The sequence below is a fragment of the Nocardioides daeguensis genome, assembly GCF_019192965.1.
GTDB lineage: Bacteria > Actinomycetota > Actinomycetes > Propionibacteriales > Nocardioidaceae > Nocardioides > Nocardioides daeguensis.
Map to the genome: position 1 here is coordinate 174,019 of NZ_JAHTKU010000004.1, position 14,943 is coordinate 188,961.

Consider the following 14,943-nt stretch of genomic DNA (forward strand, 5'->3'; position numbering starts at 1 on the left):
ACACCTCAACCACCGGGGACGCTCCTCGCTAGCGCTCGTCACACCTCGACCACCGGCCAGGCGCCTCAACCACCGGGGAGGCCTCAGCCCTTGCGGACGAACACCATCAGGGTCGGCGCCAGGGCGGGCGGGGTGAGGCGGTCGACGAGCTGGGCGACTCGCCAGGCGGGGGCGTTGGAGCCGAAGTAGGTGGGCTCGGAGGCGTGGCCGTAGACGACCAGCTCGTGGGGCGGCGGGAAGAGCGCGGCCAGCGAGCGGCGGGTGTTCATGCTGTAGCGGACCGGGAAGACGTCCTCGGCCTTGCGGTGCGGCTGGAGCCGCTTGAGCACGCGCGTGTGCAGGTCGTTGGGTACGGCGCGCGCGCCGACGCCGATGATGCCCCACTTGTTGGGGGTGCGGGCCGCGAGCCAGCCGCCGGGCTTGAGGACACGGAGCAGCTCGGCGGAGACCCGGGGGGCGTCCTCCTCGGCGACGTGCTCGAGGACGTGGTCGGCGACGACCAGGTCGAACTCGGCGTCGCCGAAGGGCAGGGCGCCGCCGGGCTCGATCACCTTCGCGGAGGCGAGCGTGGGGTTGTCGAGGACGACCGGGTCGACGTCGACGCCGTGGACCTCGGCGACCCGCTCGTGGAAGCCGCGCAGCTTGCGGTGCAGCTCCGGGAACGGCTCGATCGCCCACAGGCCGCGGCCCGCGCCGAAGTCGAGCACCCGGCTGTCGGCGTCGAGCAGCGCGTTGACGCGCGTGTAGAACTCGATGAACCCGTCGTGGCGGGTGTATCCACCCGCACGGACCTCCGGGTAGAGCCGGGAGAGGGTCTCGCCCGGGCGGAACGTCGAATCTGCGTTGTTCCCGTCGTTCACGGCCACACCTTATTTCTCGAGGTCCGCGAGCAGGGCGTCCACGGACGCCAGCACTCGCGCTGGGGGGATGGTGACGTCGTCGAGGACGCCCTGGTTCGGGCCGTTCGGCCCGGCGGCCGGCTCGGCGACGAGGTAGCGGTAGTCGGCACCGACGGCCTGGCAGATCGCCCACAGCCCCAGGTGCACGTACGTCGACGCGAACATCTCGAGCACCCGGACTCCCGGGCGGGAGAAGGTGAGGTTGGTCAGGGCCGCGCCGTGGGGGGACACGACGACGTCGGCGCCGTGGAACAGGTCGATCTGCTCCTGGACGCTGTGCTGGCCCGGGTCGATGCGGGCGAACCCGCGCCGCTCCAGCTCCGGCCACAGCGCCGCCTCCTCGACGTACCTGCGGGTGCGGGGGGTGGTGCCGCGGGTGACGTAGAGGCGGCGCGGGGTGTCCGTCGCGCCCGACGGGGGCAGCCGGTCGCGCAGCCACCGGACGGTGGCCGGCGGGGCCTGCAGCGCCCAGTTGGGGTTGCTCGGGACGAGCAGCCGGTCGGCGGAGACGGTGCGGCCGCGCTCGGGCTGGATCAGCCGGGTGGTGACGCCGGCGAGCTCGAGCAGCTGCTTCTGGTAGCGCGTCCGGTGCGGTACGACGACCGCGTCGGCCTCCTTCAGCGCCTGCTCCCCCAGCGTCTCCTCGAGCACCGCCAGCCGGCCGAGGGCGTCGTAGAGGAAGTGGTAGTAGTTCTCGGACGTGCCGCGGGCGGTGAGGCTGAGCACCGTGCCGTCGACGTGCTCGGTGGGTCCGAGGCTCGGGCGCAGGAAGACCGGGTGCTCGCGCCAGTCGAAGACACCGAAGTAGGTGCTGGTCTCGTGGTCGAGGACCTTGGTCGGCGTGGTCGCCGCGGCGTAGTCGCCGCTCAGCCGGCCGCCGGCGATCTCGAGCGTGAACGTCGCCGGGATGGTGGTCGCCGGGACCTTCGGGGTCGGGACCGTGGCGGCATGGATCGCCTCGAACAGCCAGTGCCCGGCGGGCTCTCCGAGCGTCGCGGGCCGCACCCAGCTCTCCTCGGGGCTGCCCGGGTGCAGGGTGACGCCGGGCTCCCGCGCGGTCTCGACCGCGATCTCGGTCGCGCGCCGCGGCACTCCCCGGGCACCGAGCAGCGGCGACACCGCGCGGAACAGGTGCCCCAGCAACCGGGTCACCAGCAGGTGCAGCCGCTTGAACAGCGGCCACCAGGGGCGCAGCCAGGTGGGAAGGCTCATCGGGGTCCCCGCAGAGTTGTGTGCCGGAGGAGCGAAGCGGGGGAGGTGCAGAACTCGGTGGGGTGGTTCATCGTGCGACCAGCCGGCGGACCACGGCCCACACGGGACGGAACCGCACGATCCGTCCGATGATCACCCGCATCCACAGCGGCTTGATGATCCGCTTGACCGCTCGCGAGAGGCGGCCGTCGATCTGCAGCAGGACCAGCTCCAGCTCGGCCTCCGCCCTCTCGTTGAGCTCGACCGCCGGCGGGTGGACGAGCGGGAACGGCATCGCCTGCGCGGGCATCGGCTCGCGGGCCGTGTGGGTGTGGGTGGCGTCGGGCCCGAACCCGTCGTTCTCGACGAGGTTGAGCGAGGGCGTGATCGACAGGCCCCGGCGCGACATGATCGTCACCCACCAGTGGTGGTCCCAGCCGCGCGAGTCGCCGTCGCGGTCCCCCGCCACCTGGGTGAAGTGCCGCAGCGCGGCCTCGGTCGCGAGGGAGTCGGGGTGCGGCAGCACCTCGACCGGGCGTACGGCGTCCGCGGTGCGCGGCGTGTGGCCGACCCGCTCCTCGGCGCCGGCGTGGTCGCGCGGGAAGACCTCCCGGTGCGCGTGCCAGCGGTCGGCCCAGGTCGCCCAGCCCCACACGCTCGCCCACGTGGTGAACGCGTAGCTCTCGGAGCCGAACATCGCGCGCGGGATGCCCTTGTTGTCGCCGGCGACCTGCCACACGCGCGGCTCGTCGGCGTACCGGTCGAGCAGCTCGACGCAGAAGTCGAAGAAGGTGGGGTGCGGGATGCAGTCGTCCTCGAGCACGATCGCCCGGTCGACCTGGGAGAACACCCAGTCCAGGCCGAGCTCGACGTTGGCCTCGAGGCCGATGTTGCGCTCGGCGAACCGGGTGTGGACCCGCCCCGGCCAGGTCGCCGACGTGAGCAGCTCGCGGACCTCGGCGCACCGCGCGGCGTCCTCCGGGTGCGTGGAGCGGGGGCCGTCGACGACCAGGAAGACGTCGGCGGGCCGGGCGGCGATCACCGCCTCCACCGTGCGGCGTACGACGGCCGGCCGGTTGAACGCCACGATCACGACCGGCGTGCCCAGCGGAGCAGCGGGTCCAGGCTCAGGCACGACGGCTCTTCTCTCCCAGGTGGCTCACGAAACGGTGGGCGGCGGTGGCGGCCCGGCTGTTGACGGCGGTGCGGGCGGCGTGGCGCAGCCGCGGCGAGCGCAACACCTGGCGCGCGATGGTCGCGGCCCGTCCCCCGACGCGGTTGAGCACCAGCTCCAGCTCGCGCTCGACGTCGGTGTTCAACGCGACCCGCGCCGGGTGGTGCAGCGGGAAGGCGACCTCCTCGGCGGCGTTGTCCCGCTTGCCGGGCGCGACGCCGTGGGTCGCGTCGGCCCCCCAGCCGACGTTCTCGACCAGGTTGACGGCCGGTGAGATCGCCAGCCCGTCGAAGGTCATCATGGTCAGCCACCAGTGCTTGTCCCAGCCGTGGGTCACGGTGTCGTCGGATGCCGCGGCGTCGGCGAAGTGCTGCTGGCCCGAGCGGGTCACGAGCAGGCCGGGCTGCTGCACGGCGGGCACCGTGCGCACCGGGGCGTCGCCGTGCGCGTGATCGCGCGGGAAGACCTCGCGGTGCCGCTGCCAGCGGTCGGCCCAGGTCGCCCAGCCCCACACGCTGGCCCAGGCGGTGAACGCGTAGCTGTCGTCGCCGAACAGCCGGCGCGGCACGCCGAGCCCACTGCCGGAGACCTGCCACACGCGCGGGTCGTCGCGGTAGCGCTCGAGCAGGTCGGCGGCGTAGCGGAAGAACGTGGGGCCGGCCTGGCAGTCGTCCTCGAGCACGATCGAGGCGTCGACCTGCCCGAACACCCAGTCCAGGCCGAGCTCGACGTTGGCCTCGAGACCGAGGTTCTCCTCGGCGTACCGCCGGTGCACCTCGCACGGCCAGTCGATGTCGTCGAGGACGGCGCGGACGGCGGCGCAGCGCTCGACGTCGTCGGCGTTGCCGGGGCGTGGGCCGTCGGCGACGAGGAACAGCCGGGTCGGCTGTGCGGCCCGGATCGCGGCCAACGTCCCCGACGTCAGGTCGGGTCGGTTGAACGCGATCAGCGTCACGGGGGTGGTCAGCAAGCGGATCCTCGGGGGGGGTGCGGATTCTGCGGTTGGCCATCAGCGGAAACTCATTCCACCAGATGCAGAACGACCCGCAACTGATGCGGTTACAGTTGCCCACCGTGCCCCCGATTTCTGCCGACGAGCTCGTCGCCAAGGCCCGCCGCGCCAACCCGGAACTGGTCGCCGGCTGGCTCCGGCGGCGCGTCAAGTCCGGCGCCGCTCGCGCCGGCGTCATGGTCAGCCGGATCGACGAGGAGGGCCGCCGCTACGTCGCGGTGACCCACAACGACAAGGTCGCGCTGCCCGCCGGGGCCGAGGCCGAGCTGCGCCAGGACAACCCCCGTCTGGTCGAGCTGCAGGCGACGTACGACGCCCTCGACCTGCCGTCCGCGGTCCACACCCAGTGGCGCCAGGGCTTCTTGAAGAAGAACCTCTCCCTCGCCTGGTTCCGCGGCGACAACGCCTACGTCTGGCAGTTCCGCCAGCTCGGCCACGCCGCCCGGATCCGCATGTACCTCGCGATGCTCGACGTCCAGGAGCGCGACTCGCTCGGCCTGTTCAACAAGCTCGAGGAGGACGGGCTGTTCGGCGCGTTCACCTTCGAGTTCGGCACCCGACCGGCGGTCAGCCGCGACCTGCTCGACAGCATCAACGAGATCAACTACCTCGACGACCAGATGGGTCTGGCGTCGATCGACGGCCTGCGCGTCCTCGACATCGGCGCCGGCTACGGCCGCCTCGCGCACCGCATGTCGACCGCCTTCCCCGATCTCGCCGCCTACGACTGCGTCGACGCCGTCGCGACCTCGACCTTCCTGTGCGAGTACTACACGAAGTTCCGCGGGCTGCCCGACACGGTGCGCGTGGTGCCGCTGCACGAGCACGAGAAGCTCGCCGATCGCTACGACGTCGCCGTCAACATCCACAGCTTCTCGGAGGCCTCCCACGAGGCCGTGTGCTGGTGGCTGGACCGGATCGCCGAGCGCGACATCCCGTGGCTGCTCATCGTCCCGAACACCCCCGACGAGCTGCGCAGCACCGAGCTCGACGGCTCGATGAAGCCGTTCCGCCAGGACGTCCTCGACCGTGGCTACGAGCTGGTCGACGACCGCCCGATCCACCAGTCCGACGAGCTGCGCGAGCTCATCGACCTGCACGACCGGTTCTACCTGTTCCGCAAGAAGGCCTGACGCGACTGTCGGTGGTTGAGGTGCGAGGCGCGCCAGCGCCGAGCCTCGAAACCACCGACCGCGACACCGCGACGCCACCGGTGGTTGAGGTGCGAGGCGCCCCAGCGCCGAGCCTCGAAACCACCGACCGCGACACCGCGACGCCACCGGTGGTTGAGGTGCGAGGCGCCCCAGCGCCGAGCCTCGAAACCACCCACCGTGACACCGCGACGCCACCGGTGGTTGAGGTGCGAGGCGCCCCAGCGCCGAGCCTCGAAACCACCCACCGTGACACCGCGAGGATCCCATGGGCGGGTCCGAGCAGCGGGCCCGGAGGTTTCGAGGCTCCTCGCTAGCGCTCGTCACACCTCAACCACCGGGGCGGCTCCTCGCTAGCGCTCGTCACACCTCAACCACCGGGGCGGCTCCTCAACCACCGGGAGACGCCGGGGCGGTTCAGAGCGACCAGGTGGCGAACGACTGCCCGGTGAGCTCGCGCAGCCGGTCGACCTCCGGTTGCAGCGCGGCGCGCAGCGCCGCCTCGGTCTCCGGGCGCAGCGTCGGCCGCTCGAGCAGGTTGCGGTCGCTGCGCCACATCCGCTGGGTGACCAGCTGGCGCGGGCCGGCCGGCAGGCGGCGGAAGGCGCGCAGCAGTGGGCCGCGCCGCAGCGCCAGCAGCCACCCGGGCACCTGGTGCTTCTCCTCGCGGGTGTTGTAGCGCCCGTAGTCCTCGGCGGACGCGTCGGGCACCGGGAGGTCGAGGAAGCCGAACACCCGCGCCATCGTGCCGACCACGTCGGCGCCGAGGTCGGCGAGGTCGACGACCAGCACCTGGTCGGGGCGGAACCGCCGCAGGATCTCCTCGAGCTGGGTCGCGTAGCGGCTCGACGCCACGAGGGCGTTGCCCGGGGCGGCCGGGTCGGCCAGCTCCTCGTCGAGGCTGAGCCGCGTCGCGCGCCACTGCAGCTGCTCGACGTACTCCGCCACCACCCGGTCGACGGGGTCACGCACGAGGTAGATCAGCCGGGCGTCCGGGACGAGGTCGGCCATCCGGTCGACGACCCCGGGGATGCAGGGGTACTTGGTGTAGTGCGGCGAGGACTCGACCCGGTACCGGGTGCCCTCGGGGAAGTGGTCCTGGTAGGCACCCACCCAGGTGAGGCACCGGGGGTCGGAGAAGAAGCGCATCTCCTTCTCCGTCGACACCGCGACGTCCGGGTGGACGTCGAGGTAGTTGTGCATGCTCGTCGTCCCGCCCTTCATCGCACCGACGACGACCACGTTCGGCAACCGGGCCGGGTCCGGGACGACCGGCGGGACGTCGCCGCGGGCGACCCGCTGCCGCGGCGCGACGTGGGCCGAGCAGTTCAGGCACGCGTCGAGCCGCTCCCCCCGGGACGCGAGCGACCAGCCGTTGCTGGCCAGCTGGGCGGGGGTGTTGACGGTGAGGACGGGCGGGACGCAGATGTCGCACTGGATGGAGATCTGGCCATCGGCCAGCTCGGCGAGGACGGCCATCCGCCTCACGCCGTCTGGTTCGGGAGACGAAGCACGCGGCGAGGATAGCCGTCAGGAAGCGCCACCGGAGCAGGTCCGCGGTTACGCGTCGCGCCGCTTCCGGCCTGTGTAGGCTGCGCCGCGTGCGCCAGGCCCTGACGACCCTTGTCTTCCTGCTGCCCCCGAGCAGGCTGAAGAACCGGCTGCTGCGCAGGTTGGGGCATGCCGTCCCCGACACGGCCGTCGTGGGCATCAACCTGGTCCGTCGCGTCGACCGGTTCGAGCTGGGCGAAGGGGCGCTGATCAACCACTTCAACCTGTTCCGCGACCTGCGGCTGGTGAAGCTCGGCGTCGGCTGCCGGATCATGCTGTTCAACCAGGTGGTCGGCGACTCGGGCTACGAGCCGGGCGCCACCCAGACCGAGGACCTGCGCACGCTGCGGATGGGCGACGACTCCCACATCATCAGCCAGCACTACCTCGACTGCGGCGGCGGCATCGTCCTCGGCGACAACACCTGGGTCACCGGCATCCGCTCGACCCTGCTGTCCCACGCCTTCGACCCCACCAATGGCGGCATCATCCTCGATCCCGTCACCATCGGCGACCGGGCCGTGGTCGCGACCTCCTGCACGATGCTGCCGGGCACCGTCGTCGGCGAGGGTGCGCTGATCGCCGCCGGCTCCACGACGTGGACCGGCCAGGAGGCGAAGGGCGCCCACCTGCACGGTGGCGTCCCGGCCCGCCGGCTGGCGCCGATCGACATTCCGCGACACGTCTACGACCGCGCCCGTTACCAAGGACCCCGTGGCGTCGTTGGCCCTGCGAACCCCCCATCTGAGTAGAGGTCGCCATGAACGACATTGAGTCCCGGATCGTCACCATCGTCACCGAGCTGCTGGAGCGCTCGGACCGCGAGGACAAGACGGTCTCCCTCGGCGCCACGCTCCACGGCGAGGACGGCCTCGGGCTGGACTCCCTGGAGACCGCCGAGCTGTCCGCCATTCTCGAGGACGAGTTCGGCACCGACCCGTTCGGTGCCGGCCTGCTGCCCGAGACGGTGACCGACATCGTCGCGTTCTACGCCGACGCGACCGCTGCGTCCGCATGACCAACCCAGAAAGCTCTTCGCCTCCCCCGCTCCGCTCCTCCGCCGGACAACTTCCCGGGGCCCCCGAGTCAGCGGCACCCCGCACGGTCATCATCACCGGCGGCAGTCGAGGTCTCGGCGAGGGCATCGTCCAGCACTTCCTCGACGCCGGTGACCGGGTCGCCACCTGCGCCCGCAGCGAGACCGACGCGGTCCGCGCCTGGCAGTCGGACCCGGCGTACGCCGACCGCTTCTTGTTCCGCAAGGCCGACATGGCCGACCGCGACCAGTGCACGGGGTTCTTCAAGGACGTCGTGGCCGAGTGGAAGTCGGTCGACGTGCTGGTCAACAACGCCGGCGTCGCCCGTGACGGCATCCTCGCGCTGTTCAGCGACGAGGACTCCGACACGGTGATCGACCTCAACCTGAAGGCGACCATCCACCTCACCAAGCAGGTGGTCCGCAACATGCTCGCCCACGGCGGCGGCCGGATCGTGAACATCTCCTCGATCACCGGCCTGACCGGCTACCGGGGCCTGAGCGTGTACGGCGCCACGAAGGCCGCGCTCGACGGCTTCACCCGCGGCCTGGCCCGCGAGGTGGGCTCGCGCAAGATCACCGTCAACAGCATCGCCTCGGGCTACCTGAAGACCGAGATGAGCCACGGCCTCGACGACGGCCAGCTCAACCAGATCATCCGCCGTACGCCGGCCGGCCGGCTCGGCGACCCCGAGGACATCGCCCGCGCGGTGTCCTTCCTGGTCGACCCGGCCAACGACTGGATCACCGGTCAGGTGCTGGTCATCGACGGCGGCCTCACCGCCTGACCAGTCCCTGATCACTCCCTGATCGTCGCGTCGTCCACGCCGATCAGCGTGAGGTACTCCTTCACGAGGGCCTCGCGCTGGTCGGGTGCGACGCGGTTGTCGTCGGTCGCGAAGGTGTGCACCAGCCGGCCCCGGTAGGAGGTCAGCGCAAGGAACACCACCTGGTTGGGCGCGGCCACCAGCTGCCCGTGCACGCTGCGCAGCCAGTCCGGGTCGGTGCCGGGGTCGACGACGCCCATGTTGCTGACGACCACCGACGGCGGTCCGGCGCTCAGCGCGGCGGCGATCCGGTCGCGTCCGACCGCGAGGTCGCTGACGTTCTCCAGCCGGGCGAGGTGGAAGAAGAGGTCGCCCTCCCCCCGCTCCAGCGCCTCGACCACGGCCGCCTTGACCTGACCGGCCAGCGACCACCGGTCGTCGACCGCGACCTCGAACGGGTGGGCCAGTACGGCGATCGCCATCGCCGGCGCCTGGTTCGGATCGCTCGGCGGGGTGCCGAGGTCGGCGGGCGCGGCGAGCTGGAGGGTCGCGTCGCCGCCGCAGAGCACCCGCGCGGTGCTGGCGAGCAGCGCGGACACCACGTTGGCGAACGGGTTGGCGCCGTGCGCCCGGCCGTCGGCGACGACCCGGGCCGAGGTCTCGGGACCGATCTCGACCTGCCGCAGCCAGGACCGGCGCGGCACCGAGCTGTCCGGCCACGCGGCCGGCTGCGGGGCGCCGTACGCGGCGTTGCGAGCCTTGAGCTCGCGGAGCAGGTCGATCATCGCCGTCCGGCTCTGCTGCCAGGCGTGCGGCTGCGCCGGCACCGCGGGCTCGGAGAGCAGCTGCTGCTCGGGGACGTCCTGGCCGTCGAGCAGCCGAACGAACCACTGCAGCTCGGTGATCCCGATCCGGCCGTCGATGACGGCGTGGTGGCCGTTGAAGATCACCCGGGAGCGGCCCTCCTCGGGACTGCTCAGGTAGTGGCAGCGCAGCGGGACACCGAGGTCGCAGGGCGTGTCACCCTCCTCCTCGAACGCCCGGTCCCACGCGGCGCTGGGCAGCACGTCGCTGCGGAAGGTGTCCTGGTCGATGCCGACGTCGGCGATGGTGAGGTCCTCGGTGGCCGCGGCCCGGGCCAGCACCCGGCGGGTCCGGAACTCCTGCCAGACGCGGTCCACCTCGTCGGGGTCGAAGCACCGGTCGAGGTCGGCGGAGATCATCGCGGTGCTCGGCCAGGCCTGGTCGAGGAAGGTGTAGTACTTCTCCGCGACCGTCATCGGACGATGGGCACCCACGCGCACTCCAGCCTCTCGGGACACAGGACGATCCTGTCCCCTGCCCAACTGATCGGCGGACTGCGGGTGACGGCCGCGTCCCATGCGCGATACTCGCCCCGGCCCGTCGTCCTCCCCCCGGACGGGCCGCGAGAGGAGTCGACGCCGATGATCGGGTTGCTGGAGGAAGCGGCGGCCGCACGGCCGCAGCAGGTGGCCGTCGAGACCCCCGAGAGCACGCTCACCTACGCCGAGCTGTACGACGGCGCCCGCCGCGTCGCCGCCGGGCTTCGCGAGCGCGGCATCGAGCGCTTCGCCGTGCTCGAGCCCGACGCCGCGTGGATCCTGCGCCTGCTCGGCGGTGCTGCCGCGATCGGCTGCGAGCCGTGCCAGTACCAGCCGGACCTCGACGCCACCCAGTTCGCCGAACAGGCGGCCGCGCTGGGCCACGACACCGTCGTCACCCGGCGCACGGACCTGCCCGCCACGCTCACGGTCCTGCGGCCCGACGAGCTCGACGGCGACCCGGCCGGCCTGCCGTCGTACGACGGTCCGCAGCCGCTGATGATCCGCACCACCGGCACCACCGGCCTGCCCAAGGCGGCCCGTCACGACTGGGCGGTGCTGACCCGTCGCGGTGCCACCACGTCGCCGCGGCCCGAGCAGCGCTGGCTGCTGGCCTACGGCCCGCAGCAGTTCGCCGGCGTCCAGGTGCTGCTGCACGTGATGGCCGCCCGGGCGACGCTGGTCGCGCCCTTCCCGCGCCAGCCGCGCGACGGCCTCACCGCGCTGCTGCGCGACCGGATCACCTGCGTCAGCGCGACCCCGACCTACTGGCGCTTCCTGCTCGCCGAGGCCCGCAGCAGCGGCGCGGAGCTGCCGCCGCTGCAACAGATCACGCTCGGCGGCGAGGCCAGCTCCCCCGACCTGCTCGTCGACCTCGAGGCGGCGTTCCCGGCCGCCCGGATCTCGCAGGTCTACGCGTCGACCGAGTTCGGCTCGATCGCCTCGGTCCGCGACGGCCGGCCCGGTCTCGCGACCACGAGCCTGTGGAGTCCCGAGAACCCCGACGCCGTGCTGCGGGTGCACGACGGCGAGCTGCAGGTCCGCGCCGGAACCGGGATGCTCGGCTATGCCGGTGACACCGCCGGTGCGCCCGAGGAGCACGACGGCTGGGTGTCGACCGGCGACCTGGTCGAGGTCGTCGACGACCGGGTGCTCTTCCGTGGCCGGTCCTCGGAGGTGATCAACGTCGGCGGCGTGAAGGTGCACCCGCTGCCGATCGAGGAGCGCGTCGGCGCCGTACCCGGTGTCCGGCTGGCGCGCGTCCACGGCCGCAGCAACCCGATGGTCGGCGCGGTCGTCGCGGTCGAGGTCGTGCTCGCCGGCGACGCGGACGAGAGGGCGGTCAAGGACGCGGTCCGGACGGCGTGCGCCGACCTGCCCCGCGCCTGGCAGCCGCGCAGCATCAAGGTCGTCGACGAGGCCGCGCTGGCCGCCGCCACCAAGGGCGGCAAGATGGTCCGGGGCTGATCCGGGCCCCCTGGCTGCGGTCGGGCGGCGGGCGGGCGGCGCTCAGGCGCGATGCTTGCCCGGCGCCACCCGGACCGGTCGCGCGAGCACCGGCTCGGCGGTCTCTTCGGCTGCCTCTTCGGCGGTCTCGCCGGCGGCCTCGTCGGCGGTCGCGGGCAGCTCCGGCAGCGGGCCGCGGCCCTTCCAGATCACCGCGATCCACCAGCACACGGTGGAGACACCGGTGCCGACGGCCATCGCCCACAGCGCGCCCTCGGCGTCGCCCCAGGCGGCGCCGAGGACCATGCACGCCCCGACCAGCACGATCGACACGATGTCGGTGACCATGGCCGCCTGGATCCGGTGCGTCCCGATCAGCGAGGCCCGCAGCCCGCTCTGCGCCGCCATCAGCAGCACCTTGAGGCTGAGCGCGAGCATGAGCGGCTCGACGACGTCCCACGCCTCGCCCAGCACGGCATGGCCGAGGACGTCCGGCAAGAACACCAGCACGACGAGGTTCAGGACGCCGACGGCCGTCGCGATCGCGATCGCCCGTCGGACGTGGTGCCACACCGCCCGCGGATCGGTCCGCTCCCGGGCGATGTCCGCCGCCGCGGAGATCCCGACCGCCATCTGGACGGCGGTGCTGGGCGCGCCGAGGAGGGTCGCCGCCCGGAACGCGGCGACCGCGAGCGGCCCGCTGAACAGCGTCATCAGCGACGCGGTCGCGAGCGCCGTACCGCTGGCGGCGAGACCGCTCACCGTCGAGCGCCAGGAGAAGTCCCAGCGCTCGCGGAGCCAGCGCACGCCCCCGCCGGTCGGCGCGCCGCACTGCACGAAGACCCACAGCGAGGCGATGACGCCGGAGCCGGTCCAGGCGGCGATCAGCCAGGTCAGCGAGTCCAGGCCCGCCGCACGGGTCCCGATCAGGCCGACGGGCAGCAGCAGGAACCAGATCCCGTCGAGGACGACGGCGCCGCCGGGGCGCTGCCGGGCGATCGCGAGATAGCGACCGACGTCGTGCAGCACCAGGAAGGGCAGCGCCAGGCCGAACACGAGAATCGGCCCGCCCATCGCGCTGTCGGACGACACCAGCGCCAGGCCGGCGGCCGAGCACAGCGCGCCGGCACCGATGCCGAGGACCAGCGTGGAGCCCAGGATCGCGCCGGGGCGGGCGTCGACGTCCTCGGGGTGCACGACCGCGGTGGTCGCGATCAGGCTGCGGAACACCACCTGCGCGACGGTGTAGACCATCACCACCAGGCTGAAGCGGCCGAAGTCGATCGGCTCGAACGCGTGCGCGACCCAGATCAGGGCGGCGATGTTCGACAGGCTCGACAGGATCTGGTCGACCGTGACGAGGCTCAACCGACGGTTCGCGGAGCCTTCCTGGGCGGTCATCGGCGACGCAGCCTGTTGCCGGGGGGAAGCACGGGCCAGATCATTGCACGCAGCAGGCAGGGCCGTGCCGGTAACGACAATCCCCCACATCCGTTGTGTCATCGTGACCACCGTGGCCCTCAGTTCCGCACTCCACCGAGCACAGGGCTCGGTGCGCGTGCAGCGTCAGCTCAGCAAGATCCGCCGGCTCCGCAGCCGGATGATCGACGTGCCACTGCGCCAGGTCGAGCAGGCCCGGCGTCGCCTCGAGACCGAGGACGTGGACGTGCTGGTGCTCGGCGACAGCTCCACGCTGTGCTGGTCGCTGCGCGACACCGACCGCACCCGGCTGCCGGAGCTGCTCGGCCAGCGCCTCGGCAACGTCGTCAACCTCGCCGGCCCCGGCTTCGGCGCCCCCATCCACAGCGAGGCGGTCCGGCTGCTGACCGCGCTGGACCGCCGCCCGAAGGCGGTCGTGTTCACGCTCGCGCTGCGCACCAGCACCGCGACCCACATCGTCGCCGACCCGATCACCGGCTACCACCGCTCGCTGGCCGCGATGGCCAAGGTGCCCGGCGCCCACCGCAAGGTCCGCTACGTCGGGCGCGGCGGCGCGGTCGCCACCGACGAGGAGCGCGACGTCTTCCTCGCCCACCCCGTCGAGAGCCGGTGGAACGGCCTGCGCACCATCGGCTGGTACCGCGAGCAGCTGGTCGGCACCGGCATGGCGCCGTGGCCGATCGAGCTGGAGCGGCTCCGCTTCGACTACTTCTACGGCGAGCAGCTGCGCGCCGACAGCCCGCGCCTCGACGCGCTCACGACACTGGCCCGTCGCCTGGAGGAATACGGCGTCCCGGCCGTCGGCGTGTGGACCCGGCCTCCGATGCAGCGCGGCGAGATGCACTTCCCCGGCGAGTTCGAGGCGCACGTCCGCTCCCACAAGGCGCTCCAGGACGACGCCCTCGCCCGCGGTTCCTCCTCGATCGGTCCGATGCTCGACATCCACCTCGAGGACGAGGACTTCGAGGACAGCTTCAACGCGACCGAGCACTTCGCCTACGAGGGCCGGGTCAAGTACGCCGACGCGATCGCCGACGCGGTGCGCTCGCGGTGAACGCCGCCTCCCTGCGCGCGTTCCTCCGGCTGCGCCGGGCCCGGCTGCGCGGCTGGATCGCGCTGTTCCGGCTGCTGCTCGCCGCCCTGCGCGGCCAGGTCGACGAGGTGTGGGTCGGCGACTCGCACTCGGTCACCTTCAACACCGAGCACTCGCCCCTGCCCGGCATCCTCCGCACCGGGGAGCGCCGCTGGACCTGGCACCTGGGCCCGCGCGTCATGTACTCCATCGCCCGCGACGACTTCCCGCCCACGCTGCGGCGCACCGCACGCCTGATCGCCCGCATCCCCGGCGCCCGCGACGCCGCCTGGTTCTTCTCGTTCGGCGAGATCGACATCCGCTGCCACCTCGCCCCGCGCCTGACCCAGGGCGCGGACGTGGGCTTCGTGTCGTCGTACGTCGAGCGCGTGCAGGGCCTGGTCGAGCGCCTCGGCACCCCGGTGGGCACCATCGTCGTACCGGTCCCGCCGTGCCTGGACAGCTACGACCACGCCGCCTTCCCCGTCGCCGGCTCCCCCGAGGAACGCCTCGCCGCCCACCGGGCCGTCCGCTCGGCACTCACCCTCGCCGTCAGCGCCGCCCCCGCGCACCCGCCGCTGCGGCTGCTCGACATGACCGACGCGTTGGCCGGCCCGGACGGACTGATGCGCGACGAGCTCACCGACGACGGCTGCCACACCAACGCCGCCGGCCGGGACGTCGCCCGCCGGGCCGTCGCCACCCTGCTCCCCTGATCCGCCCGCGGCCGAGCCCCCTCCGACCACGATTCCGCGAGGCTCCCGCGGCCAGGTACCGGCAGCGGGCCCGGAGGTTTCGAGGCTCCTCGCTAGCGCTCGTCGCACCTCAACCACCGGGAGGGCTCGCTAGCGCTCGTCGCAC

General features: G+C 72.6%; 14 protein-coding genes. 7 read left to right on the forward strand and 7 right to left on the reverse strand.

Going from position 1 to position 14,943, the window contains the following annotated elements; genetic code table 11:
• Positions 1 to 83: 83 nt before the first annotated feature.
• The 4 genes from KU893_RS03750 to KU893_RS03765 all read right to left on the reverse strand — a co-directional run bounded on the left by KU893_RS03750 (position 84) and on the right by KU893_RS03765 (position 4,234).
• Positions 84 to 860 (reverse strand): class I SAM-dependent methyltransferase, encoded by a 777-nt coding sequence (locus KU893_RS03750; RefSeq protein WP_218232978.1) that lies wholly within the window; start codon positions 858 to 860, stop codon positions 84 to 86.
• Positions 861 to 869: 9 nt separating this feature from the next.
• Positions 870 to 2,111: a glycosyltransferase family 61 protein gene (locus KU893_RS03755; RefSeq protein WP_218232979.1), complete on the reverse strand. Its 1,242-nt coding sequence runs from the start codon at positions 2,109 to 2,111 to the stop codon at positions 870 to 872.
• A 67-nt stretch (positions 2,112 to 2,178) separates the two neighbouring features.
• Positions 2,179 to 3,225, reverse strand: a complete 1,047-nt coding sequence (locus tag KU893_RS03760; protein ID WP_218232980.1) for a glycosyltransferase — start codon at positions 3,223 to 3,225, stop codon at positions 2,179 to 2,181.
• Complete coding sequence (locus KU893_RS03765) at positions 3,218 to 4,234, reverse strand: hypothetical protein (RefSeq protein ID WP_218232981.1); 1,017 nt, start codon at positions 4,232 to 4,234, stop codon at positions 3,218 to 3,220. The genes KU893_RS03760 and KU893_RS03765 overlap by 8 nt, the downstream gene beginning before the upstream one ends.
• Before the next feature lie 104 nt (positions 4,235 to 4,338).
• Here KU893_RS03765 and KU893_RS03770 point away from each other — a divergent pair, with 104 nt between their 5' ends.
• Positions 4,339 to 5,409 (forward strand): class I SAM-dependent methyltransferase, encoded by a 1,071-nt coding sequence (locus KU893_RS03770; protein ID WP_218232982.1) that lies wholly within the window; start codon positions 4,339 to 4,341, stop codon positions 5,407 to 5,409.
• 435 nt (positions 5,410 to 5,844) lie between these two features.
• Here the strand turns inward: KU893_RS03770 and KU893_RS03775 are convergent, their stop codons facing one another.
• Positions 5,845 to 6,906, reverse strand: coding sequence for a sulfotransferase family protein (locus KU893_RS03775; protein ID WP_246591836.1), 1,062 nt, complete (start codon positions 6,904 to 6,906; stop codon positions 5,845 to 5,847).
• A 122-nt stretch (positions 6,907 to 7,028) separates the two neighbouring features.
• Between KU893_RS03775 and KU893_RS03780 the strand changes: the two genes are divergently transcribed.
• The 3 genes from KU893_RS03780 to KU893_RS03790 are packed head-to-tail and all read left to right on the forward strand — an operon-like array spanning position 7,029 to position 8,802.
• Positions 7,029 to 7,730, forward strand: coding sequence for an acyltransferase (locus KU893_RS03780; RefSeq protein ID WP_218232984.1), 702 nt, complete (start codon positions 7,029 to 7,031; stop codon positions 7,728 to 7,730).
• Between the two features lie 8 nt (positions 7,731 to 7,738).
• Positions 7,739 to 7,996: a phosphopantetheine-binding protein gene (locus KU893_RS03785; protein ID WP_218232985.1), complete on the forward strand. Its 258-nt coding sequence runs from the start codon at positions 7,739 to 7,741 to the stop codon at positions 7,994 to 7,996.
• The gene (locus KU893_RS03790) at positions 7,993 to 8,802 is read left to right on the forward strand and encodes an SDR family NAD(P)-dependent oxidoreductase (RefSeq protein ID WP_218232986.1); all 810 of its coding nucleotides are present in this window, start codon (positions 7,993 to 7,995) and stop codon (positions 8,800 to 8,802) included. Before KU893_RS03785 ends, KU893_RS03790 begins: the two co-directional genes overlap by 4 nt.
• An 11-nt stretch (positions 8,803 to 8,813) precedes the next feature.
• On the opposite strand, the gene KU893_RS03795 is transcribed toward KU893_RS03790, so the two are convergent.
• Positions 8,814 to 10,079 (reverse strand): phthiocerol/phthiodiolone dimycocerosyl transferase family protein, encoded by a 1,266-nt coding sequence (locus KU893_RS03795; protein ID WP_218232987.1) that lies wholly within the window; start codon positions 10,077 to 10,079, stop codon positions 8,814 to 8,816.
• A gap of 147 nt (positions 10,080 to 10,226) precedes the next feature.
• Between KU893_RS03795 and KU893_RS03800 the strand changes: the two genes are divergently transcribed.
• On the forward strand, positions 10,227 to 11,591 hold the full coding sequence (locus KU893_RS03800; protein ID WP_218232988.1) for a class I adenylate-forming enzyme family protein: 1,365 nt from the start codon (positions 10,227 to 10,229) through the stop codon (positions 11,589 to 11,591).
• Positions 11,592 to 11,633: 42 nt separating this feature from the next.
• Here the strand turns inward: KU893_RS03800 and KU893_RS03805 are convergent, their stop codons facing one another.
• The gene (locus KU893_RS03805) at positions 11,634 to 12,971 is read right to left on the reverse strand and encodes an MATE family efflux transporter (protein ID WP_218232989.1); all 1,338 of its coding nucleotides are present in this window, start codon (positions 12,969 to 12,971) and stop codon (positions 11,634 to 11,636) included.
• A gap of 151 nt (positions 12,972 to 13,122) precedes the next feature.
• Between KU893_RS03805 and KU893_RS03810 the strand changes: the two genes are divergently transcribed.
• Both KU893_RS03810 and KU893_RS03815 read left to right on the forward strand, forming a co-directional pair.
• A complete protein-coding gene (locus KU893_RS03810; RefSeq protein ID WP_218232990.1) occupies positions 13,123 to 14,064 on the forward strand; it encodes a hypothetical protein in 942 nt (313 codons plus the stop codon).
• Complete coding sequence (locus KU893_RS03815) at positions 14,061 to 14,798, forward strand: SGNH/GDSL hydrolase family protein (RefSeq protein WP_218232991.1); 738 nt, start codon at positions 14,061 to 14,063, stop codon at positions 14,796 to 14,798. Before KU893_RS03810 ends, KU893_RS03815 begins: the two co-directional genes overlap by 4 nt.
• Positions 14,799 to 14,943 lie beyond the last annotated feature (145 nt).

Excerpts from the sequence above, each read along its gene's own strand:
- KU893_RS03805 (WP_218232989.1), bottom strand. The coding sequence starts at position 12,971 with ATGACCGCCCAGGAAGGCTCCGCGAACCGTCGGTTGAGCCTCGTCACG.
- KU893_RS03775 (WP_246591836.1), bottom strand. The coding sequence starts at position 6,906 with ATGGCCGTCCTCGCCGAGCTGGCCGATGGCCAGATCTCCATCCAGTGC.
- KU893_RS03800 (WP_218232988.1), top strand. The coding sequence starts at position 10,227 with ATGATCGGGTTGCTGGAGGAAGCGGCGGCCGCACGGCCGCAGCAGGTG.
- KU893_RS03755 (WP_218232979.1), bottom strand. The coding sequence starts at position 2,111 with ATGAGCCTTCCCACCTGGCTGCGCCCCTGGTGGCCGCTGTTCAAGCGG.
- KU893_RS03785 (WP_218232985.1), top strand. The coding sequence starts at position 7,739 with ATGAACGACATTGAGTCCCGGATCGTCACCATCGTCACCGAGCTGCTG.
- KU893_RS03790 (WP_218232986.1), top strand. The coding sequence starts at position 7,993 with ATGACCAACCCAGAAAGCTCTTCGCCTCCCCCGCTCCGCTCCTCCGCC.